Origin of the sequence: Bosea sp. ANAM02 (genome assembly GCF_011764485.1) — a bacterium.
Taxonomy (GTDB): Bacteria; Pseudomonadota; Alphaproteobacteria; order Rhizobiales; family Beijerinckiaceae; genus Allobosea.
In genome coordinates, this window is record NZ_AP022849.1 from 413,030 (window position 1) to 431,495 (window position 18,466).

Consider the following 18,466-nt stretch of genomic DNA (forward strand, 5'->3'; position numbering starts at 1 on the left):
CGTTTCGAGCCTTCCGAAAGGCCAATTTTAAGCCTCCGGAACGTGAGTGTTTTTGTCAGAGAGGACCGAAGTACGAATCGCTCTTCGAGCCGTATTTCGATCCTAACCCGGCGAACCGCCTGAATTTTTTGCTGTTTCCCCCACCTAAGGTCGGGTTCGCCACCGATTTTGGCAGTCGCATCGGGCCTGATGTACGCCATTTTTGGCAGCGAGCCGGCTTGATCCCAAGATTGTTGTACGGCGGATTTGTCAGCGCTTGACACGCTCTAATTATTCATGAAATGAACAATTCAGGTTCGAGCCCCGGCGCTTCGGTTCTCTTTGCCAGAAAACCCCGATGCGCATTTCACGTTCGAGCCTACCTGCGATCGTTCGCGGTCAAGCGAGCCCCCCGCCTTCCGTTACCTTCGGGAGGTCGTCAGCGTCCCCCGCCAGGGGATAGCGCGAAAACCGGATGGCAAATTTACGTTCGCTTGTCCGCGGGCGACCGCAGGGGGGATGCCGGGGTGAGCCCCAGCGGATCTGTTCTCATAATCGTTAGGTCGCGGGTTCGAGTCCCGCTTCCGAGACCCCGGTTTTGGAATAGCTCAGCCCGGTAGAGCAAACGCCCAACGGACCGTGCCCCCACGTTCATCCCGGCATCCCCCTTCTCGCTTCGAAGGATCAGAACCATGACGACGGCCCTTGCTCACCTCTATGCCGGCCCGACGCCGCAGACCGAACGCGCCGATGCGCGCCAGGTGCGCAACAACGCAGGCGGCTTCGTCTTCACGATCGATGCCTGGGCGCGTCTCGACCGCTTCCTGATCCTTGGTACCGAGGCCTCGACCTATTACCAGTCGGCGCGCGAGCTGACCCGCGAGAACGCGGCCTCGGTCATCAGCTGTTACGAAGCCGATCCGGAGCGCACTGTTGCTCGCATCGTCGAGATCTCGCTCGCCGGCTCGGCGCCGCGTGTCTCGCCGGCCATCTTCGCTCTGGCGCTCGGAACGCTCAGCGAGAGCGAGAGCGCACGCAAGCTCGCTTTCGGCGCCGTTTCCAAGGTCTGCCGTACGGCGTCCCATCTCTTCGAGTTCATCTCGACCGCATCGCATCTCGGGAAGGGATGGGGCCGCGGCATGAAGCGCTGCGTCGCCGACTGGTACGCTGAGAAGAGCGTCGAGAAGCTTGCCTATCAGGCGATCAAGTATCGCAGCCGCAACGACATGACCCATGGACGCGCGCTTCGGACGACCCACCCGCGCCCGGCAGACGACGACGTGGCACGGCGTGCGCTGTATCGCTGGATGCTCGATGGCTCGACCGATGGCTCGTTGCCCGAGATCGTCCAGGCCCACGAGCGCGCCATGGCGAGCACGGATGTGGCTGAGATCGCTGCACTCGCTTCGAGCGCGAACCTCCCCTGGGAGGCTTTGCCCACTTATGCGCTCGTCGAACCTTCCGTCTGGAAGGCCGCGCTGCCCTCCATGGGCCTGACGGCGCTTCTGCGTAACCTTGGGCGCCTGACGCGCCTTGGGGTGCTGAAGCCGCTGTCGCAGGAGACGGCCATGGTCACTGCCCAGCTCGGGGACCTCGGTCGCCTCAGCCGCGAGCGCATCCATCCGTTTGCGCTGCTCCTCGCGCTTTCTGCCTACAAGGCAGGAACGCCGATCGCCGCAGGGCGTCGGGGGAGGGTGAACAACAGCCGCTGGGAGCCGATCCCCGAGATCATGAAGGCGCTCGACGATGCGTTCTACGCCAGCTTCAGCTCTGTTGAGCCGACCGGAAAGAGGCACCTCGTTGGGCTCGACGTCAGCGGCTCGATGAACAGCAACAAGCTGATGAACTCCCACCTGTCGGCAGCGCAGGCCGCGGCGGCGATGTCGATGATGACGCTCGCGCTTGAGCCGCGCACCCATATCATGGGGTTCTCGGACTCGTTCGTGAAGCTGCCGCTCAGGGCGGGCATGCATCTCGAAGAGGTCGCGCGCGCGATCGCTGGACTTCCGTTCGCTTCGACGGATTGCTCGTTGCCGATGCAGTACGCTCTGGAGCACGGGATCGAGGTCGACGCCTTCGTGGTCTATACCGACAACGAGACCTTCGCCGGTCGGACGGAGCATCCCCACCAGTCACTGCAGCGGTACCGCAAGGCAACCGGCATCGACGCGAAGCTGATCGTCGTCGGCATGACGGCCACCAATTTCACGATCGCGGATCCTCGCGACGGTGGAATGATGGATATCGTCGGCTTCGACAGCTCGGCGCCGGTCCTGATGGCAGACTTCCTGCGCAGCTGAGGCGCGGGGTGTCTCCTCAAGAACTTGAGCGGGCCGGAATTGCTCTCTTCGGGGAGCGCTTCCGGTCCGCTCTTGCGTCGGCCCTCGGCGTTAGCAAGGGCGCGATCACCAACTGGTTCCAAGGCACACCGATCCCGGGATCGGTCATCGCCGCAATCACCGCCTGGCTCCGCATCAAGGAACTGACTGGCGAATTGCCGCCCTCATCGCCTGGATCCGACCAGGCCTTCGACCCTTCGTTGACGCAAACCCGTGGGCGAAAACCGAAATATGCCGGTCTGCTCGACCTTCCGCCTTCGGCTTTGCCCGGGATCGTCATCGACCCCGACATCATGAGCGGCGAGCCGTGCTTCGCCGGAACGCGCATCCCGGTACAGGTCGTTCTCGACAACCTCGGTGCGGGGGATTCCGAAGAGGCCATCATGAAGGCCTATCCTTCCTTGCCCAAGGGCTCGGTCACCGCTGCACGAAAATGGGCACGCGAGCTCGGCTTGGCTGGTGGATCAGCAACTGAAGATCCTTGATACGCGCCAAGCCCGAGCGGATCATGGCGGTCGTTCACTGAAGGATCGACCGTGCATCTGCCTGACTGGATCGAGAAGGACGCGCATTTCAGCTCGCCGCAGCATCGGGTGTGGCTACGCCGGCGGCTGGGCGGACTCTTCGGAAGCGGGCGTCCGCTGGTGATGATCCTGCACAATCCTTCGACCGCAGGCGTGGATAGCGACGACCCGACATCCCGCCGAGGCATCGGCTTCGCCAATCGGCTCGGCTACAGCGACCTGGTCTTCGTGAATGCGGCCACAGCGATCGCGACCGACGCGAATGACCTTGTCGATCACCCAGACCCGATCGGCCCGATGGCTGACGAGGCGCTGCACGCAGCCGCGGAGTTCTGCAGGAAGTTCGAGGGAACGCTCGTCGCGGCATGGGGACAGCCGAAAGGCCGAGCGAAAACCCGGGCGCTGATGCAAAGTCGCTTCGAGCAGATCCGAGGAATGGGGCTTCCGCTGCACGCGCTGCGCTTGACGGCGAACGGGGCTCCTGAGCACCCTCTCTACCTTCCGTCAGACCTCACTCCTTTTCGCTGGGAAGCCGAATGACCGAGCCCTTGTTCGAGGGTGGCCGCGACGATGCCGACCGCTTCCTCGCCACCCAGCGCGGCCTGTACTACGTCTACCTGCTGTGCCGTCCAGACGGGCGCATCTTCTACGTCGGAAAGGGCACCAAGCGCCGCGCGCTCGAACATGAGGCCGAGGCTCGAAGGCCCCACACGGTGGGCCCCCAGAACCCCTTTAAGACGAACGTTATTCGCAAGATCCTGAGGCAGGGCGGTGCGATCACATATCGGATCGACTCGATCTATGCCGAGGCTGAACAGCTTCGCTGCCTCGAACGAGAAGCAGAACTGATCGGCTTGTACAAGCGCCTGCATGAGGGCGGCATTCTGACCAACCTGGCCGGCGGCGTCGGCAATCTTTCAGGCGCTGCTCCCTTCAGCCTGGAACGGCACGCTGCCACGCTCTCGGGAGAACCCGAAGACAATCCCGAGCGTGCCGTTCTGAACCGCTTTGCGCAGAGCGTCGGCGTCGTCAAAAGCGTCTATCTCAAGCCCGCTTCCCAGCTTCTGGTTCGCAAAACCCACCCTCATAGCCAGCCTCGCTCGCCGAGCCCTCGCTGCGCCTACGCCCTGGTCGCCGCGGCTGCAGCGAATGGTGTCGTCCTCAAGCCAGGAGCGATCATCCCGCGATCCTTCGTGTTCCAGGACGTCGAAGGCGTCATCGAGAACGGTGTGGCTTCCGACCTGGTCAAGGCAGACATGGCGGAGCTCATCTCCGCGCCCGATCCCAGTGACGAGTCCTTCCGACTGAACGAGCGCCAGTTCAATGCGCTGGTGAGTCTGTACGGACGCGAGAAGCTTAGTGCCCTCGGTCTGCTGTAGGGAATTCATTCCCGCCGGCATGAACCGCCGGCGGGAACATGGTCAGGCGGCGGTTCGGGCGACGATGAAGGCCTTCTTTGCCGCCTCAGAGGCAGCAGCTCGATCCGGCCAGGCTCGCTCGAAAGCCTGCTCGCAAGCATCGAAGACATGGGCAGATACGCGGCCGCCTCCCGGCCCGAGCAGGAACTCGTCTTCGAACTCCCTCCATGCCTCGCGCTTGCGCTCTGCTTCAGCCTCCTCAGCCCGCCTTGCCCCGTCGCAGGCGGCAATGCCGGCCCTGAAGCCCTCTGCGAATCCTGCAACGTCATTAGGGCTGTGCGGCCGACGCTTGCACGCCGGGCACATACGACACACCTCAGCGCGGCTCTGGAGGACGGAGGAGGCGTCAGCCCCCTCCGCGGGTGCGCAACCCGGCTTCACGCCGCGAGCCTCTTCAGGATCGCCTTTCCTCGGCGATCGATGTTTTTGATCTTTGCCTTGGCTGAATCGCTCTCCAGTCCACCGAAAAGGCCAGCATTGGCATGGACCTCACTCAAGCCTGCGAGGAGCAGCGCGATCGCCTGAGGACGCTTCGCAAACGCTTCCACGCCGATATCCTTGAGGAGGTGGATCTCCATATCGAGTGCCATCAATTCGGCCACCTCAGGATCACCACCAATGGCGAGCCAAATGTCCCGGCTCGCTTCAGCATGCCCAGGAAACCGGACGCGGCCGTCTTCGTCGACGGTTCTCGTGGTGATTTTTCCGGCGTCGTGGTACCGAAGGTATGTCCTCATCATGTCGTCCGGCAAAAGACGCTTCAGGATGATCGGATCATAGATCCATTCGGGCATTCGCCATTCGCTGGTGAGTGGCGCCCCATCCCTGATGTGGCCGATAAGCTCAAGGTATCGAGCTTCGACCATTTCACCATGCGCCAAAACGCTCAGACCGGGCATCTGATCACACAAGCGCATCTGTTCCAGGAGAGAGACGCACGGCACGGACTGGTTCTGCAACTGGTTCATGTTCATCTCCCTTCAAACGACCTGAAAGCGCTTCAGAAGCGGGCGCAGCTCTTTCTTCGAGCCGAAAATCCCGAGTGCAGTCGCGATGGGAGACCCATCGAAGAACGGCGGCAGGACGTGATCGCGATCGATGATGAGAGCGTGCGGGACACCGGCTTCCTCGCATTCGCGCCGTGCGCGTTCGAGAGCAGCCAGGTTCTTCGCTTTGATGGTGACTTTCGAACCACCAGCGCCTTCCCGCCTGTAGCGGAGCGCGAGATCGGGGTTCTGGTCGTATGCTGCCCACAGCGCGTCGGTGTAGGCGTGGCCGGCCTGGGAACTCAGCTTCCCTGTCGGCATCTGGAGATCTGCGCGAACCAGCGCGTAGATGTAGAGTTTGTCGTCATTTTCCGTCTTTTCGACGGTGCGGCCGACCCGCGGCAGGTCAATGCGAGATCATGGTCATGGAAAACTCCTTTGAGTTGACGGTGCACCGCAGGGGAATTGAACCCCTGCCCCCGAGGTCATTACTCTCGGTGCTCTGGACCGCTAAGCTAGCGGTGCTTCCGTGACCACGAAGCTGGAGCCTGTGCGACGAAGAATCAAGAGGGTGATTCAATGAATCGGTGGATCGTCCTTAATGCACGATAGATTCGACCTACCAGTCCCACCCTGGCTCTCGTCGGCGGGGTGCCGGCAGCAGTTCTTCGAGGGTGGGCCTCAAGGTCTCATTGTACGCGTGCCTCGCGCCGCGTTCGGCGGCCTCTCGGTAGCCGGCACCAACGACATAAATTCGATCCACAAAAAACAGGGCCTTCGCGGAACAAAGCCCGAGATAGCGCGCCCTGAGGATCAAGAGGGCGGCGTCATGCGCAGCTTTGTTCGCCAGCGTCTTGATCCTCTGCGAAGGTGTCGATTTGAGGAAGCGAAGAGCTTTCTGCAGATCGTCATCCGACATCGTCATCAGGTCGGATAGCCCACCCCTAGATATCGAAAACGCCGCATCATACCGCTCCCCTACAAGGAGTTCCGACAGCTCGTCAGCGATTGCTTGCACCTCCGACGGGTACGGCCCAAGGTTAGGCATTGAGGTCGAATCCTTTTCTCGAAGCAGCCGCGTGGATCGCAACAGCCGTAATCCAGGTTGTCAATTTCGAGCAGTCGACCGAGGCTAACGTCGAAGCCACATTCGAGCATACCGAGAACCCCGATGAAGACCGTCCTAGAGACCAACGCCGGCCGCTGGGTCGAACTCAAAACCGAAGCGGATGGCTTCTACGTTCAGCAAACCGGAGAGACGGCGATCGGCGTGTTCTTTCAGCGCGAATTGCTGGATCGCGCAGCTGACGAGACCCGGGCCAGCAAGCCTGTTCGATTCTTCGCGCTGGAGCAGCTCGTCGATGGCGCCACGGCGTTCCCGGTCATGCTGGCTGCCGACGCTCACGAGAATCCGCCGCTCTACAAGGGCTTCCAGAACACGCTGATCACAGGCTTCCAAAATCGCAACCCGTTCCCTGCCTATGGGGAAGAAATCGAGGCCCTCGCGTCCGAGATCGGCGTCGCATTGACACCGGACCATTATCCGTACCGGTCCCATGAGATCGAGCCGCTCGAACGTGACGATGCTGCGGGGCCTCGCCCATGAGCAGCCCAGCCGAGCAACTCACAAAGGCGATCGAGACAGTCCGCGACCGCCTCCTGGCCGAAGGCGTCGAGAGCGTCCAGGCGATTAACGCCGGGCGCTGCGGCTGCGTCGTCAGTGACGTTGCCGAAGAGCTGGGCGGGCTCGACGCGTTTTACCAGCTCGGCATGTCTGAGTTGGGCATCGATCAGCTGATGCTGCACTCCGAGGACGAGGCCTGCGGCTTCGATCGCGCGCTGATCAAAACGCACTGGCCCGGCATCCAGCCACCCGAGGGCATGGACTGGGATGACCTCGACGCCGTCGCATCTCACTGCAACTTCGACGCCGGCACGCACGAGTGGATCGTCTTCGAAGGCAAACATCACGACGCCGAATCCCCAAATGGCGTCCTAAATCTTTGGGATCTCCCATTTTTCCGCCGTTGCGTAGACGGCTGGCAGGCCTCGCTGGCACCGACCCGGCGCTAGCGCCTAGACCGCCCGAAGCCGTACCAGGGAGCCAGCGTTATCGCACCCTGGTACGGCTTGAACACCGCACCGAAGCTGAATGTGCCCGCGTGTCCGCGGAACCCGAGCAGCTCGCCGGCCATCGCGAATTCGATATCCGCACCTCGGGCCAGGAACATCTCGCTCGGGCGCCCGGCATCGAGATGCCGAACTGAACGCATCGCCTGGTCGAGATCGACCGGTCGATCGAGCGCATCAACGGCGAGATGCACCACCCCACCGCTCAGAGTGACGCGAAATGAACTCCCGACTCCGTTTGGAGAGGAGACGGTCGCGCTCCATTCGTCTCCAGCGCGCGCAATCCGAACATCAGCTCCCGAGAAGCGCGGGAGGCGATTGGGCTCGATTCGAGAGGGATCTATATGATGCATGGCGCCGAAAGTGTGCGGCGCAACAAAGGCCGATACAAGATCCGGTGACTAATCCTTCTGCGGCCCGGCAATCTTACGATGCCGATGTGTGGGGCGCGCTTCCCTCGTCAGCGTTAGAAAGGCTCAGCAGAAACGCCTCGAAGCATTTCGGGTGGAAGTGGTCGCGCTTCCATTCCCCATTCACGTCGTAGCGGAAGGCGGTCGTCCCCTTCGGCTTCCCGCATTTGGCACAGACACGCGCCTTGAACCGCCCGCCGCCGGTGGCGGTCCCGGGCGCTTTAGGGGGCAAACCCATTCCCCAAGGCCTCGTCACTTTGCGGAAGCGGTGGCGGATCGCCTTCGATGCCATTTGCCTTCCGAAGCTTCACGGCGAGCTTGTGCGCCTTGCCGAGCGCATCAGCCCTGCTGGTGGCGGACTGCCGCTTCTCAGGGCTCCAGACACCGTCGGCGACAGTTCCGCCACCCAGGACCTCATAGCTGCCAGAGCGGGCGCCAATCGCCGGCTTAGTCCACTCTGCGACGACGCGAACCGCCGGGTCGGTCCAGATTACGAGGCTGCCCATGGTCACTCCTGTTCGTCCACACTTTCGGCTGGACGGAGGCGAGGCACAAGGCCGTCCGCCAACCGAGCGAGAGCCGGGTCGGCGGCGGCGAGGTTCAGACTGCCTTCTCGATGCGCGTCAGACCGCGCATATACGGGACGAGCACCTCCGGCACAGTGATCGAGCCATCAGCGTTCTGATAGTTCTCCATCACGGCGATCAGCGCGCGCCCGACTGCGGTGCCGGAGCCGTTGAGGGTGTGCACGAAGCGCGGCACGCCGCCCTCTGCAGGACGATAGCGAGCATTCATCCGGCGCGCCTGGAACTCTCCGCAAACGGAAACAGACGAAATCTCGCGATAGGCCCGCTGCCCTGGCATCCAGACCTCGACATCAAAGGTCATCTGCGAGGCGAACCCCATGTCACCGGAGCACAACGTCATGACACGATAGTGCAGGTCGAGCTTCTTCAGCACCGCTTCCGCACCGGCGAGCATGCGCTCGTGTTCCTCACGCGCCTTCTCCGGAGCCGTGATCGAGACGAGTTCGACCTTCTCGAATTGATGCTGCCGCAGCATGCCGCGAACGTCACGGCCGGCCGATCCAGCTTCGGCCCTGAAGCACGGCGTCAACGCGGTGAAACGCAGCGGCAGCTCTTCCTCGTCGAGGATTGCATCCCTGACCAGATTGGTGAGAGGGACCTCGGCCGTCGGGATGAGCCAATGATCGTCGCCGGCCCGGAACTGGTCATCCCTAAATTTCGGAAGCTGAGCCGTTCCGAACATCGCGTTATCGCGCACGAGAAGCGGCGGGTTCACCTCCGTGAAGCCGTGCTCCTCGGTGTGCGTGTCGAGCATGAACTGTCCGATCGCGCGGCTCAACCGAGCAATCTGGCTCTGAAGCAACACGAAGCGAGATCCGGAGAGCTTGGCCGCCCTCTCGAAATCCATCTGCCCGAGCGCTTCGCCCAGCTCGAAATGCTGTTTCGGATCGACAACGCCTACGAGCAGACCGCGCTCTTCCGGTCTCACGCCGTGAACGTGACGGACGACATTGTCCTTCTCGTCGTCGCCATCCGGCACGTCGTCGAAGGGCATGTTCGGGATCGCTGCGAGCTTCTCGTCGAGCACGTCCTTGGCGGCCTTTTCCTCAGCCTCCAGCTGTGGCTGCTGCTTCTTGAGTTCGGCGACCTCGGCCTTCAGCTTCTCAGCCAGGTCAAGATCCTTAGCGGCCATCGCCCGGCCGATCTCGCCAGAGAGCGCATTGCGTCGCTCCCGAGCTTGTTCGGCTTTGCCAATCGAGGAGCGGCGAGCATCATCGAGTTCGAGCAGCGAGGACGACAGCGGCGCCAGGCCCCGTCGCATCAAGCTCCTGTCGAACGCGTAAGCGTTCGCGCGAATCCATCGAATATCGTACATGGCTCGACCACTAAGTCGCTGCGGAATGCAGCCTGACCGGTCTAGGATGCACGATCCGCGGGTGCAAACGGATTGCGACTGCGATCCACCAAGATCTCGGTCTCGAATCCGCCGATCGCCGGGCTTGAAGAAGGATCTGTTAATCCATCCACTTCGGTTGTTGGTTTGAACAATCGTCGCGAGCCAATCAAGAAGCGCTGGGATCATTCGGAACACCGAGGAACGCCGCGCGCAGGGGGCAGTTCACCCCTTCTCACAGGAATGCTGGCCGGCGATTGTTTGTTAGCGCTCTACGAGTCAAAATAGCGCCGTGTTACGCGTGATCCTCACCGCTGCAATTGTTGTTATCGGAGCCTCTCAAGGCGCCGCGCAGGCACCTGACTTTTCGGCAGCTCTGGATCCGAAAACCCGCGACTTCGTCAACTCGAACCATCCCGCGGCGCGTGCGGCTCGCTGCGTCGGCGAACTCGCTCACGAAGCTTATACCCAGCAGGACCTGGCCTTGCGGAAAAAGGCGGAAGAGCGGATGGCGAGGGTATCAAAAGCGCTCCCCAGCATCGCCAAGGCGACGAATGTGCCGTTGAACACGATGGCTGGAGCTATGGCGCTTGCGATGCTCCCAATGGGAGCGTCTTCGATTATGCCGGGGGCGCCGCGCGTGGCGCGCGAGGTTAGCGCAGCCTGCGTAGCGATCGCAGAGGACCCGGCGGCCTATATAGAGGCAATTCGCGAGGAACCTTAGGCGCGCCCGCCCTGGATGATCTGGAAGCGGCCGAGCGGCGCAGGGCGAGCCTGCTGACTGGCCGAGAACTCGGCGAAGTCGAGGAGGCGGGCAGGGGCCTCGCCAACGAACTCGGACGAGATCGCCGACAGGCGCTGTGCGAAACCAAGGAGCCAGGCGGCCGGCTGAGCGAGCTCGCGGGCTTCGTTGGCGATCATCTTCGAGTTGGTGTTCATGACAGGCACCCCTGCTGGGAAGCTTCGATATCCTGTCTTAGCGAACCGCCATGAAAGTCACCTCATGCTCGCAAAGCCTCGTCCACGCTTTTCCTCCATGCGTTTTTGTGGCTTTCAAAGGCGTCAGGCAGGGTGATGCCTGAAGGAGACTGCCTTATGCGCAACCCCATCCGCTACGCCGTCGGTGACCAGGTCGCCATCACCGCCGAGAGCTTCGCTCGAATTCGAAACGACAACCGCAATAGGACCGCGGGGCGGACCTGGACGAGCGACGGCGTCGTCGAAAATGCGGAGGCCATTCTCGCTGCGGGTGCGCTAGGCGTCGTCACGCATACTTTCCCGCCGGGCTACAGCACCAGTGTCCTTTTCGACAACGGCCTCCACATGCATATGCGCGAGGACTTCATCGAGCCCGCGGCGGTTGAGCCGCGCCCCGCGTCCGAACGCCTTGCCGAGCTCAGCGCCGAGATCGTGAAGGCGACGTCTCTCGGCAAGAACCCTGACCTGCGCGTGCTCTCCCTGATCGTCGGTGCCACCCGCGACTTGCAGAAGGAAGCTCGCCCTGAGGTTCTGATCGAGGTCTCCGACGGCATCGCAACGGTTGCCGCGGTGAACGGCTCTGTCACGGTCGCGATCGCCGATCTCGACGTCGACGAATTCCCGGACGATCTCGACGACACGCTCGCCGGCGACGAACACACAGGCTCGGCATCCGAGCTCGAAGCAGCGAAGACGAAGTTCCGCGAGGAGCTCGCAGCGCGGACGGGTGGCCCCACCCTCTAGCAGGTGACGGAACGAGAGAACCGTGGACGGGGGAAGCAGCAAAGATTGAATTGCCCGTCCTGTCACGGAATCATCCCGTCTTTGATGACCGGCGCGTAATCGCTGGATCGAACGGGAATTCCCATGCGCCGCCGCGTCTCGCGACTCGCCATCCAACACCTTTCCGCCGGCTCGCGTGTCCTACTCGGATCCGCCAAGCCCTGGCCTGGCTTCGAGCACAGCCTCAAGTCGTATGTCCTGGTCGAGCGCGACGGCGACGCCATGAGCCTCCGCGACGACCATGGCGAGATCCACAGACATCCGCTCCATGATGGCCGTCCGACCGATCCTCTGACGAGCGAGATCTATTGGGCCGGCCCTCTGCCGACGGAGCAAACGGGGCTGTTCCCGATTGCGTGGGCCCGCCTTCTGAACTCGGCCGGCCGTGCAGCCGTCCTGCTGCACATGCTGCGCTTTGACGGCGCCCTCGCCACCGCTGAGTTCGTCTTCCCTTCCTATGCGGCGCAATCGCATGAAGGATCGGATCAATTCACGAACCTGATCTCGGAGCGAGACAAGCCGTTCGAGGGAGAAATCGTCGGCTCGGCCGCATTCCACCGGCAGCATGTTCTGGTGACTTTGCCCGACGGCTTTCACGCCCGCCCAGGCGATTTGGTCGGAGCCGCCTCTATCAAGCTGGAGATGACACCGGAAGGGGCGTTTCTCGCCGAGCTGGTCGATCCCCTCATCCTGCGCTTCTTTCGGAGCCGCGAGGAGATTGGCGCCGCGTTGCCCCAGTGGTCCGTCCCCGGGATCAATCCCTTCGAATTCGGCCCGGCCGACGACCGGGAGATCGACCGCCTCGTCGGAGCCGCGCGCGCCAGAACGGAACCCAACGAGGCGCTCGTTTATCGATACGAGCACGACGGGACGCATATCCTAACGGGGAGGGGAGCTCTCTTCTTCGATACCGGCGCGGCCGAGGACACGCTATCGAACCATCGCTGCGCGCCGGGCCTATGGGTCGTCGAACAGGCGACCGGCTGGTCGCATCAATGCCTCGAGGGCGAAGTCGATTTCGGGATCGACGCGACCTGGCGCCCAGCGACGCCACATGACGTTCTGCGCTTCGGCCTCACACTCGAACAGGTCTCGCAGACAATCGCCGAACTGCGGGAGATCGAGCACGCTCCGTCGCTTTGCGAAGAGGCGATCGATGCGGCGGCCGCCAGCACCGGCCATAGCCTCACTCCGGGCTGATCAGGCAGCCGGCCTGCCATAGGCGTAACGCGGAGTGCCGTACTGCAGCATCTCCGGCTTGCCGACGACTTCCTTCCATAGCACCAGGGCCTCAGCGAGCGTGAATCGCGTCGCCTTCAGGTGCTCCTCCGTTCTACCTGAAGGCAGTCCCTCATAGACGAAATCGAGATGCTCTCGGTCGAGAACGAAACCGTGTCGGGCGATCGCCCAATAGTCCTCGTCGTGGTAGCCCCGGCGTTCGAGGTAGACCTGTGGGGCGCCGCGGTTATCCGCGAGCAATACGTAGGAGGCGACCGGCGGGAGCTCGGTGGCGGGAGCGTTGTCCTGTTGCATGGTTCTCTCAGGCTGGTTTAGGGGCGTCTCAGCGCGGACAGTGACGAACGATCCTCGCGTGCATGCGAGGCTGCTTGTGGCAGCAGCGAGGTTTGGGTGCTCCATCACCGGGCCCAAAACGCCAGTGCGGAATATCCGGTCCGGATATCGTGGAGATCGAAGCCGAACGGCGCGATGACCAGATAAATCAGGACGAGCATCGCCTTCGCCATCGGGTCGATCATGAAGATGAGGAAGATCGCCGTGAACCCAGCGATCGACCGCGTCAGGCCGTCCGGGCGCCAGGCATCCGGAAGCCACTGCTCAATCGCGCCAAAACCATCGAAGGATGGCACCGGCAGAAGGTTGATCACGACCGAGCTCGCCTGCAGCCATGCCATGAGCACGACCGAAGCCCGGAGCTCCAGCGCCACATCATCCGACAGGCACGCATGGAATAAGGCCAGAACCACGAGAAAGGCGAAGTTTGCGGCCGGGCCCGCGATATAGACGAGCGATCGGTGTAGCCGACGGCGAATGGCGCCGAGATCCACATAAACCCGAGCCCCGGGCAGAACGAAGAAGCCACCGAGAAGGAACACCAGCGGCAGCAGGAACGTCCCGAGCGGGTCCGTAAAGCTCACAGGATCCAGCGCCAAGTGTGATCGGTGACGACTTTCATCGTCGCCGAAGCGCACCGCCGCCCAGGCGTGCGCGCCCTCGTGGAAGCAGAGACCCAGAAGCCAACCGAACACGACGAAGACAAAGACGAGCGGCATCCCTGGCAGCCAGCCGAGCGACAACGAAAGACCCGCTCCTGCGAAGACCCCAAGGACCAGCAGGAAATTCGGGCTCAGCGACCTGTCATCGCGGGTGACGGCGTCCACATGCGGCTCCGGTAAATCGAATCCACGCATCATCCATGAGATCGTCGAAAGCCAACAGGATTGGATATCGAGTCCTTGAGGATTCGGTGGATAGCCGCTGCATTCTCTTAATTGCGAGGCCAGTCCACGTCTTTCTCCACGTCACAGCTTGTGGTGCTTCCCACGGCCACCGATGCTTGATCGCAACGAGTGAGGACACATGCTGACTGACACCTTCGAACTGGACGCCAAAGCCAGCGACGAAATCCGCCGCTGCGCCGAGGAACTGAACCTGCCTCCGGAAGGCACGGCGCTGATCTTGGCGACCGCGCGCGCCGAGGCCGAGGCCGAGTCGGCTTCGGAGGCGTATGCTCGTCTCCTCGCCGAGGTCGACGCTCGAACGGACCTTTCGCCGGTTGATCGGGACGCGCTGCTTCAGGCTCTGCGCTATTTCGGTCAGTTCGTGACGACGCTGCCGATCATGGTTGTCGACCACGCCTGGCTGCCCAGCACTGGCGGCGAGGGCATCTACATTGCATCCAAGGCTCTCCACGGCCCACGCTGGCGCGAACTGCGTGCCTCGGGCATTCCAATCATCTCCACCTGGATCGACGAAGCCGAAGTCGGCGCCACCAGCGACTGGTCCGACCTCTGGGTTCGATCGGCCAAGGAAGCGGCCGCCGCCCGGGCGCTCATCCTCTTCCGCCTTCCGGACGAGCAGCACGCAGGCGCACTCATCGAGGCCGGCTGCGCTATCCGACAGGGGCGACCCGTCTTTGCGGTCGGCTGGGACCACGCCTCTTTCCAGCACCATCCGCTCGTTCGCACGGTCGGCACGCTGGAGGAAGCGCTGGACCTGGCACTCGCTGTGTAGGGCCGCAATTCGGCGCTTGATGCTCGCGTCAGGGCGCCTCAACCTGAACGAAGGAAGAACGGCCCGAGAATCGACGGTGCCGTAACGACGAAGGCTTCGCGACCATGACGCAGATCACCGACCAGATTGCCGCCGAGCTCGCGGTTCGTCCCGAGCAGGTTCAAGCGGTGATCGACCTCCTCGGCGAGGGCGCCACGGTCCCGTTCATTGCGCGCTACAGAAAACATCTCCATGGCGATTTGGACGATCAGCAGATCCGCGTCATCGAGGAGCGCCGCGGCTACCTCGTCGAGATGAACGAGCGCCGCGAGACCATTCTCGGAACCATCTCGGAGCAGGGAAAGCTCACCGACGAGCTCAAGGCTTCGATCCTTCGCGCAACGACCAAGGCCGAGCTGGAGGACCTTTATCTGCCGTACAGGCCGAAGCGCCGTACCAAGGCACAGATCGCCCTGGAGGCGGGCCTGGGGCCGTTGGCGGATGCCCTGCTGGCTCACCCCGAGCGTGACCCGAATGCGCAGGCTGGCGGCTTCTTGAAGCCCGACGCTGCGATCGACACGCCGCAGGCAGCGCTCGAAGGAGCGCGCGCCATCCTCAGCGAACGCTTCGCGGAAGACGCCAAGCTGCTCGGCCGCCTGCGCGACCTCTACTGGCGCCAGGGGGAGCTCGTCGCCAAGGTCAAGGAAGGCAAGGAAGAGGCCGGCTCGAAATTCCGGGATCTCTTCGATTACGCCAGCCCGCTGATGAAGGTGCCCTCGCATCGCGTGCTCGCGGCCTTCCGAGGCGAGAAGGAAGATTTCCTCGACGTCCGGCTGCGCCCCGAGCCGGAAGAAGGCGCCGTCGGCTACATCTCCGCCATCGCAAGCCACTTCCGGATCGCCGACAAAGGCCGGCCGGGTGACCGCTGGCTTCTCGACACGGCGCGCTGGGCGTGGCGCACCAAGATCGAGCTTCACCTCAACGTGGCCCTCCGCATGGATCTCTGGGAGCGTGCCGAACGCGAGGCGATCGAGCTCTTTGCCGTCAACCTTCGAGGCCTGCTGTTCGCTGCGCCAGCCGGCTCAAAGAGGGTCCTCGCTTTGGATCCCGGGTTCAAAGCCGGTGTGAAGATGGCCGTGATGGATGCGACGGGCCGCGTTCTCGACTTCGCGACGGTTTACCCGTTCGTGCCCCACCACCGGACCGAGGAAGCGCAGCAGAGCATCCGCGCCCTCGTCCGCAAGCACAGCGTCGAGCTCATCGCGATCGGCAACGGAACTGCGTCCCGCGAGACCGAGCGCCTGGTCGCTGAGATCCTCAAGCGCTGGCCGGACATCAAGGCCGCGAAGGTGGTGGTGTCGGAAGCGGGCGCCTCCGTCTACAGCGCCAGCGAATACGCCTCCCGCGAGCTTCCGGATCTCGACGTTTCGATCAGAGGCGCGGTGTCAATCGGACGCCGTCTTCAAGACCCGATGGCAGAATTGATCAAGATCGAACCGCGCAGCATCGGTGTCGGCAGCTACCAGCACGACGTCAGCCAGACCCTTCTTGCCAAGCGTCTCGACGCGACGGTCGAGGACACGGTCAATGCCGTCGGCGTTGAGCTCAACACCGCGTCTTCGAAGCTTCTTGCTCGCGTATCTGGCATCGGCGAGAGCCTCGCGGAGAACATCGTCGCCTATCGCGACGCGAACGGCCCCTTCCGTAATCGCGAGGCGCTCCGGAACGTGCCCCGGCTCGGCCCCAAGGCGTTCGAGCTCGCAGCTGGCTTCCTTCGCATCCAGGATAGCGACCAGCCGCTCGATCGCTCAGGCGTTCACCCGGAAGCCTATCCCGTGGTCGACCGCATCCTTCGCAAGCTCGGCGACGATCTGAAGTCTATCCTCGGCAACCAGGCCCGGCTCAGCAAGCTGCGCGCGTCCGATTTCGCCGACGAGAAGTTTCCGCCGGCGGCGGTGACTGACATCCTGGCCGAGCTAGCAAAGCCCGGACGAGACCCGCGCCCCGATTTCCGGACCGTCGAATTCGCGGAAGGCGTGGAGGATATCAAGGACCTGGAACCCGACATGGTTCTGCCTGGGATCGTGACGAACATCACAAACTACGGCGCCTTCATCGACGTGGGTTGTCATCACGACGGACTCGTCCACGTCTCGCAGCTCTCCTCGAAGGGCTTCGTCAAGGACCCGCATTCTGTCGTGAAAATCGGCGAGGCCGTCAGGGTGCGCGTGGTCGAAGTTGACCTGCCTCGGAAGCGCATCTCGCTCAGCATGCGGCTCGGCGAGACGAACGAGTCGACGCCGCTCCGGGCGGACGCCGCCCCGATCCGGGCGCCGAAGAAGCCCATCCAGAGCCAGAGCTCCAACTCGGGCAATGCATTCACAGAAGCGTTCGCTCGGGCGGGTCTGCGGAAATGAGCGCGGGCGCCAAGGTAGAATACGGCTTCTCCATCCGCTGGGGCGACAGGACGATCTCCGCCTCGGGCTTCGAAAGCCGCGAGGCCATGGAGGCAGCTCGCGTTGCTGAGTTCGCCTCGCTGCGCGAGCTCGGGTGGACACTTCCGCGCTGGTGGCAGTTCTGGCGGCGCGGGGACACGCGCCTCTGACACCCCCTCTTGCCGTTTGGCATATTCTAGAATACATTCTGCCAAAGTGAGGCAGAACGATGCTCGTTGAGATTCCCCGCACCGCCGCGCAGCCGGACGTGCCGCAGATTTCTCCGGAGGAGGCCGCAGCAGCGGCGAGGGCCGTGATTAACCTCTTCGACAGGTGGAAGGTCGGCGACGCGATCGCTCGCGAGATCCTGGGAGGCCTCCCCCCGCGGACCTACGCCAGATGGAAGACTGGTGAGCTCGGCCGGATCGATCGCGATCTCGCGACGCGGCTTTCGCTCCTGATGGGCATCCACAAGGGGCTGCGGATCCTCTTCACGGAGCCCGAGCGCGGCTACGCGTGGGTCAGCAAGCCCAATGACGCCTTCGGCGGCCGGACGCCGGTGGAGATCATGGCCGAGGGCAGCATGTTCTCGTTGGCGCGCGTCCGCTCCTATCTCGATGCCGAGCGCGGTGGCTGGTGAGCACTCCAGCCCCCGCGATCACTCGCATCCGGTGGCCACGCGCCTACCGGATCATCCGCTCCGCCTTCCCGCCAATCGATCTATTCGAGGATATCGCCGACCCGCGCGACTGGGAAGCGCTCGCCTCCATCGAGTCGAAGACCAATCCGCGCATCTGGGAGCAGATCGGCCGGCTTGAGCTCGTGCCCTCGTCTCGCCGGGTGAGCGGCCCAGGCGCGAGCCTGCTCATGGCGCCCTTCGTCCACATCAGCACGGACCGGCCCGGCCGCTTCACCGATGGCACCTATGGCGTCTACAGCGCCGCCAATGCGGAGGAGGTCGCCATCCGCGAGGTTGCACATCATTTCGGGCGCGCCATGGCGAACAGCCGCGAGACAGCAGGCTGGACGTCGCAGTTCAGGGTCCTGATCAATGCGATCGATCTCGATCTGCACGATGTCCGAGCCTTGCCCGCGATGCATCATGCGACGAGCTACGAAGCGCCCCAGGCGCTCGCCCGCGTCCTGCGGGCCAACAGCTCCAACGGAATCGTCTATCAGAGCGTGAGGGCCGCCGGCGGCGAGTGCGCGGCCATCTTCTGGCCGAACCTGATCCCGATACCCCTGCAGGGCGATCATTACGATTACCATTGGGACGGGGTGCGCGTGGACATGGTCCGCAACTGCCGCACGCACGCGATCTTCGGACTCTAGC

The 18,466-nt window shown here is 63.2% G+C and carries 23 protein-coding genes and 1 tRNA gene; 14 read left to right on the plus strand and 10 right to left on the minus strand.

Features of this window, described 5'->3' with window-relative positions; translation table 11 throughout:
* Nucleotides 1-671: 671 nt before the first annotated feature.
* From OCUBac02_RS25660 to OCUBac02_RS25680, 4 genes are read left to right on the plus strand one after another with little or no spacing between them, the layout of a single operon-like run.
* Nucleotides 672-2,279, plus strand: coding sequence for a TROVE domain-containing protein (locus OCUBac02_RS25660; RefSeq protein WP_173050555.1), 1,608 nt, complete (start codon nucleotides 672-674; stop codon nucleotides 2,277-2,279).
* A gap of 8 nt (nucleotides 2,280-2,287) precedes the next feature.
* Nucleotides 2,288-2,803 carry a DUF433 domain-containing protein gene (locus tag OCUBac02_RS27420; protein WP_244639296.1) on the plus strand — a complete coding sequence of 172 codons (516 nt, stop codon included), beginning with the start codon at nucleotides 2,288-2,290 and terminating at the stop codon, nucleotides 2,801-2,803.
* A 51-nt stretch (nucleotides 2,804-2,854) separates the two neighbouring features.
* On the plus strand, nucleotides 2,855-3,382 hold the full coding sequence (locus OCUBac02_RS25675) for a DUF1643 domain-containing protein (RefSeq protein ID WP_173050557.1): 528 nt from the start codon (nucleotides 2,855-2,857) through the stop codon (nucleotides 3,380-3,382).
* Entirely contained in the window at nucleotides 3,379-4,221 is an 843-nt protein-coding gene (locus OCUBac02_RS25680; RefSeq protein WP_173050559.1) for a GIY-YIG nuclease family protein, read from the plus strand. The genes OCUBac02_RS25675 and OCUBac02_RS25680 overlap by 4 nt, the downstream gene beginning before the upstream one ends.
* Before the next feature lie 416 nt (nucleotides 4,222-4,637).
* Here the strand turns inward: OCUBac02_RS25680 and OCUBac02_RS25685 are convergent, their stop codons facing one another.
* From OCUBac02_RS25685 to OCUBac02_RS25700, 4 genes are all read right to left on the minus strand, one after another.
* Entirely contained in the window at nucleotides 4,638-5,228 is a 591-nt protein-coding gene (locus tag OCUBac02_RS25685) for a hypothetical protein (RefSeq protein WP_244639298.1), read from the minus strand.
* A 12-nt stretch (nucleotides 5,229-5,240) separates the two neighbouring features.
* Nucleotides 5,241-5,657, minus strand: a complete 417-nt coding sequence (locus tag OCUBac02_RS25690) for an aminoacyl-tRNA hydrolase (RefSeq protein WP_348521663.1) — start codon at nucleotides 5,655-5,657, stop codon at nucleotides 5,241-5,243.
* A gap of 39 nt (nucleotides 5,658-5,696) precedes the next feature.
* Nucleotides 5,697-5,771 (minus strand) — tRNA-Ile (locus OCUBac02_RS25695).
* 94 nt (nucleotides 5,772-5,865) lie between these two features.
* Complete coding sequence (locus tag OCUBac02_RS25700) at nucleotides 5,866-6,171, minus strand: hypothetical protein (protein ID WP_173050562.1); 306 nt, start codon at nucleotides 6,169-6,171, stop codon at nucleotides 5,866-5,868.
* Between the two features lie 246 nt (nucleotides 6,172-6,417).
* Between OCUBac02_RS25700 and OCUBac02_RS25705 the strand changes: the two genes are divergently transcribed.
* Nucleotides 6,418-6,852 (plus strand): hypothetical protein, encoded by a 435-nt coding sequence (locus OCUBac02_RS25705; protein WP_173050564.1) that lies wholly within the window; start codon nucleotides 6,418-6,420, stop codon nucleotides 6,850-6,852.
* The gene (locus OCUBac02_RS25710) at nucleotides 6,849-7,319 is read left to right on the plus strand and encodes a hypothetical protein (protein WP_173050566.1); all 471 of its coding nucleotides are present in this window, start codon (nucleotides 6,849-6,851) and stop codon (nucleotides 7,317-7,319) included. The genes OCUBac02_RS25705 and OCUBac02_RS25710 overlap by 4 nt, the downstream gene beginning before the upstream one ends.
* Here OCUBac02_RS25710 and OCUBac02_RS25715 read toward each other — a convergent pair.
* The 3 genes from OCUBac02_RS25715 to serS all read right to left on the minus strand — a co-directional run bounded on the left by OCUBac02_RS25715 (nucleotide 7,316) and on the right by serS (nucleotide 9,688).
* Complete coding sequence (locus tag OCUBac02_RS25715; RefSeq protein WP_173050567.1) at nucleotides 7,316-7,570, minus strand: hypothetical protein; 255 nt, start codon at nucleotides 7,568-7,570, stop codon at nucleotides 7,316-7,318. The genes OCUBac02_RS25710 and OCUBac02_RS25715 overlap by 4 nt on opposite strands.
* A gap of 437 nt (nucleotides 7,571-8,007) precedes the next feature.
* The gene (locus OCUBac02_RS25720) at nucleotides 8,008-8,292 is read right to left on the minus strand and encodes a hypothetical protein (RefSeq protein WP_173050569.1); all 285 of its coding nucleotides are present in this window, start codon (nucleotides 8,290-8,292) and stop codon (nucleotides 8,008-8,010) included.
* A 94-nt stretch (nucleotides 8,293-8,386) separates the two neighbouring features.
* Nucleotides 8,387-9,688 carry a serine--tRNA ligase gene (serS, locus tag OCUBac02_RS25725; protein WP_173051171.1) on the minus strand — a complete coding sequence of 434 codons (1,302 nt, stop codon included), beginning with the start codon at nucleotides 9,686-9,688 and terminating at the stop codon, nucleotides 8,387-8,389.
* Between the two features lie 310 nt (nucleotides 9,689-9,998).
* Here serS and OCUBac02_RS25730 point away from each other — a divergent pair, with 310 nt between their 5' ends.
* The gene (locus tag OCUBac02_RS25730; protein ID WP_173050571.1) at nucleotides 9,999-10,430 is read left to right on the plus strand and encodes a hypothetical protein; all 432 of its coding nucleotides are present in this window, start codon (nucleotides 9,999-10,001) and stop codon (nucleotides 10,428-10,430) included.
* Here the strand turns inward: OCUBac02_RS25730 and OCUBac02_RS25735 are convergent.
* Nucleotides 10,427-10,645, minus strand: a complete 219-nt coding sequence (locus OCUBac02_RS25735; RefSeq protein ID WP_173050573.1) for a hypothetical protein — start codon at nucleotides 10,643-10,645, stop codon at nucleotides 10,427-10,429. The genes OCUBac02_RS25730 and OCUBac02_RS25735 overlap by 4 nt on opposite strands.
* 156 nt (nucleotides 10,646-10,801) lie before the next feature.
* Between OCUBac02_RS25735 and OCUBac02_RS25740 the strand changes: the two genes are divergently transcribed.
* Nucleotides 10,802-11,428 (plus strand): hypothetical protein, encoded by a 627-nt coding sequence (locus OCUBac02_RS25740; RefSeq protein WP_173050575.1) that lies wholly within the window; start codon nucleotides 10,802-10,804, stop codon nucleotides 11,426-11,428.
* Nucleotides 11,429-11,551: 123 nt separating this feature from the next.
* On the plus strand, nucleotides 11,552-12,667 hold the full coding sequence (locus OCUBac02_RS25745) for a hypothetical protein (protein WP_173050577.1): 1,116 nt from the start codon (nucleotides 11,552-11,554) through the stop codon (nucleotides 12,665-12,667).
* Here the strand turns inward: OCUBac02_RS25745 and OCUBac02_RS25750 are convergent, their stop codons facing one another.
* Both OCUBac02_RS25750 and OCUBac02_RS25755 read right to left on the minus strand, forming a co-directional pair.
* Nucleotides 12,668-13,000, minus strand: a complete 333-nt coding sequence (locus tag OCUBac02_RS25750) for a hypothetical protein (protein ID WP_173050579.1) — start codon at nucleotides 12,998-13,000, stop codon at nucleotides 12,668-12,670.
* Nucleotides 13,001-13,104: 104 nt separating this feature from the next.
* Nucleotides 13,105-13,899, minus strand: a complete 795-nt coding sequence (locus tag OCUBac02_RS25755; RefSeq protein ID WP_173050580.1) for a site-2 protease family protein — start codon at nucleotides 13,897-13,899, stop codon at nucleotides 13,105-13,107.
* A 166-nt stretch (nucleotides 13,900-14,065) separates the two neighbouring features.
* Between OCUBac02_RS25755 and OCUBac02_RS25760 the strand changes: the two genes are divergently transcribed.
* The 5 genes from OCUBac02_RS25760 to OCUBac02_RS25780 all read left to right on the plus strand — a co-directional run bounded on the left by OCUBac02_RS25760 (nucleotide 14,066) and on the right by OCUBac02_RS25780 (nucleotide 18,465).
* A complete protein-coding gene (locus tag OCUBac02_RS25760; RefSeq protein WP_173050582.1) occupies nucleotides 14,066-14,719 on the plus strand; it encodes a hypothetical protein in 654 nt (217 codons plus the stop codon).
* A gap of 104 nt (nucleotides 14,720-14,823) precedes the next feature.
* Entirely contained in the window at nucleotides 14,824-17,115 is a 2,292-nt protein-coding gene (locus tag OCUBac02_RS25765; RefSeq protein WP_173050584.1) for a Tex family protein, read from the plus strand.
* Nucleotides 17,112-17,303 (plus strand): hypothetical protein, encoded by a 192-nt coding sequence (locus OCUBac02_RS25770; RefSeq protein ID WP_173050586.1) that lies wholly within the window; start codon nucleotides 17,112-17,114, stop codon nucleotides 17,301-17,303. Before OCUBac02_RS25765 ends, OCUBac02_RS25770 begins: the two co-directional genes overlap by 4 nt.
* Nucleotides 17,304-17,362: 59 nt before the next feature.
* Nucleotides 17,363-17,773 carry an MbcA/ParS/Xre antitoxin family protein gene (locus OCUBac02_RS25775; RefSeq protein WP_173050588.1) on the plus strand — a complete coding sequence of 137 codons (411 nt, stop codon included), beginning with the start codon at nucleotides 17,363-17,365 and terminating at the stop codon, nucleotides 17,771-17,773.
* Nucleotides 17,767-18,465 (plus strand): RES family NAD+ phosphorylase, encoded by a 699-nt coding sequence (locus OCUBac02_RS25780; protein WP_173051173.1) that lies wholly within the window; start codon nucleotides 17,767-17,769, stop codon nucleotides 18,463-18,465. The genes OCUBac02_RS25775 and OCUBac02_RS25780 overlap by 7 nt, the downstream gene beginning before the upstream one ends.
* Nucleotide 18,466 lies beyond the last annotated feature (1 nt).

Coding starts and splice junctions, on each gene's coding strand:
- OCUBac02_RS25755 (WP_173050580.1), bottom strand. CDS start 13,899: ATGATGCGTGGATTCGATTTACCGGAGCCGCATGTGGACGCCGTCACC.
- OCUBac02_RS25770 (WP_173050586.1), top strand. CDS start 17,112: ATGAGCGCGGGCGCCAAGGTAGAATACGGCTTCTCCATCCGCTGGGGC.
- OCUBac02_RS25685 (WP_244639298.1), bottom strand. CDS start 5,228: ATGAACCAGTTGCAGAACCAGTCCGTGCCGTGCGTCTCTCTCCTGGAA.
- OCUBac02_RS25760 (WP_173050582.1), top strand. CDS start 14,066: ATGCTGACTGACACCTTCGAACTGGACGCCAAAGCCAGCGACGAAATC.
- OCUBac02_RS25680 (WP_173050559.1), top strand. CDS start 3,379: ATGACCGAGCCCTTGTTCGAGGGTGGCCGCGACGATGCCGACCGCTTC.
- OCUBac02_RS25740 (WP_173050575.1), top strand. CDS start 10,802: ATGCGCAACCCCATCCGCTACGCCGTCGGTGACCAGGTCGCCATCACC.
- OCUBac02_RS25705 (WP_173050564.1), top strand. CDS start 6,418: ATGAAGACCGTCCTAGAGACCAACGCCGGCCGCTGGGTCGAACTCAAA.
- OCUBac02_RS25775 (WP_173050588.1), top strand. CDS start 17,363: ATGCTCGTTGAGATTCCCCGCACCGCCGCGCAGCCGGACGTGCCGCAG.
- OCUBac02_RS25745 (WP_173050577.1), top strand. CDS start 11,552: ATGCGCCGCCGCGTCTCGCGACTCGCCATCCAACACCTTTCCGCCGGC.
- OCUBac02_RS25735 (WP_173050573.1), bottom strand. CDS start 10,645: ATGAACACCAACTCGAAGATGATCGCCAACGAAGCCCGCGAGCTCGCT.
- OCUBac02_RS25700 (WP_173050562.1), bottom strand. CDS start 6,171: ATGACGATGTCGGATGACGATCTGCAGAAAGCTCTTCGCTTCCTCAAA.
- OCUBac02_RS25660 (WP_173050555.1), top strand. CDS start 672: ATGACGACGGCCCTTGCTCACCTCTATGCCGGCCCGACGCCGCAGACC.
- OCUBac02_RS25765 (WP_173050584.1), top strand. CDS start 14,824: ATGACGCAGATCACCGACCAGATTGCCGCCGAGCTCGCGGTTCGTCCC.
- OCUBac02_RS25720 (WP_173050569.1), bottom strand. CDS start 8,292: ATGGGCAGCCTCGTAATCTGGACCGACCCGGCGGTTCGCGTCGTCGCA.
- serS (WP_173051171.1), bottom strand. CDS start 9,688: ATGTACGATATTCGATGGATTCGCGCGAACGCTTACGCGTTCGACAGG.
- OCUBac02_RS25750 (WP_173050579.1), bottom strand. CDS start 13,000: ATGCAACAGGACAACGCTCCCGCCACCGAGCTCCCGCCGGTCGCCTCC.
- OCUBac02_RS25710 (WP_173050566.1), top strand. CDS start 6,849: ATGAGCAGCCCAGCCGAGCAACTCACAAAGGCGATCGAGACAGTCCGC.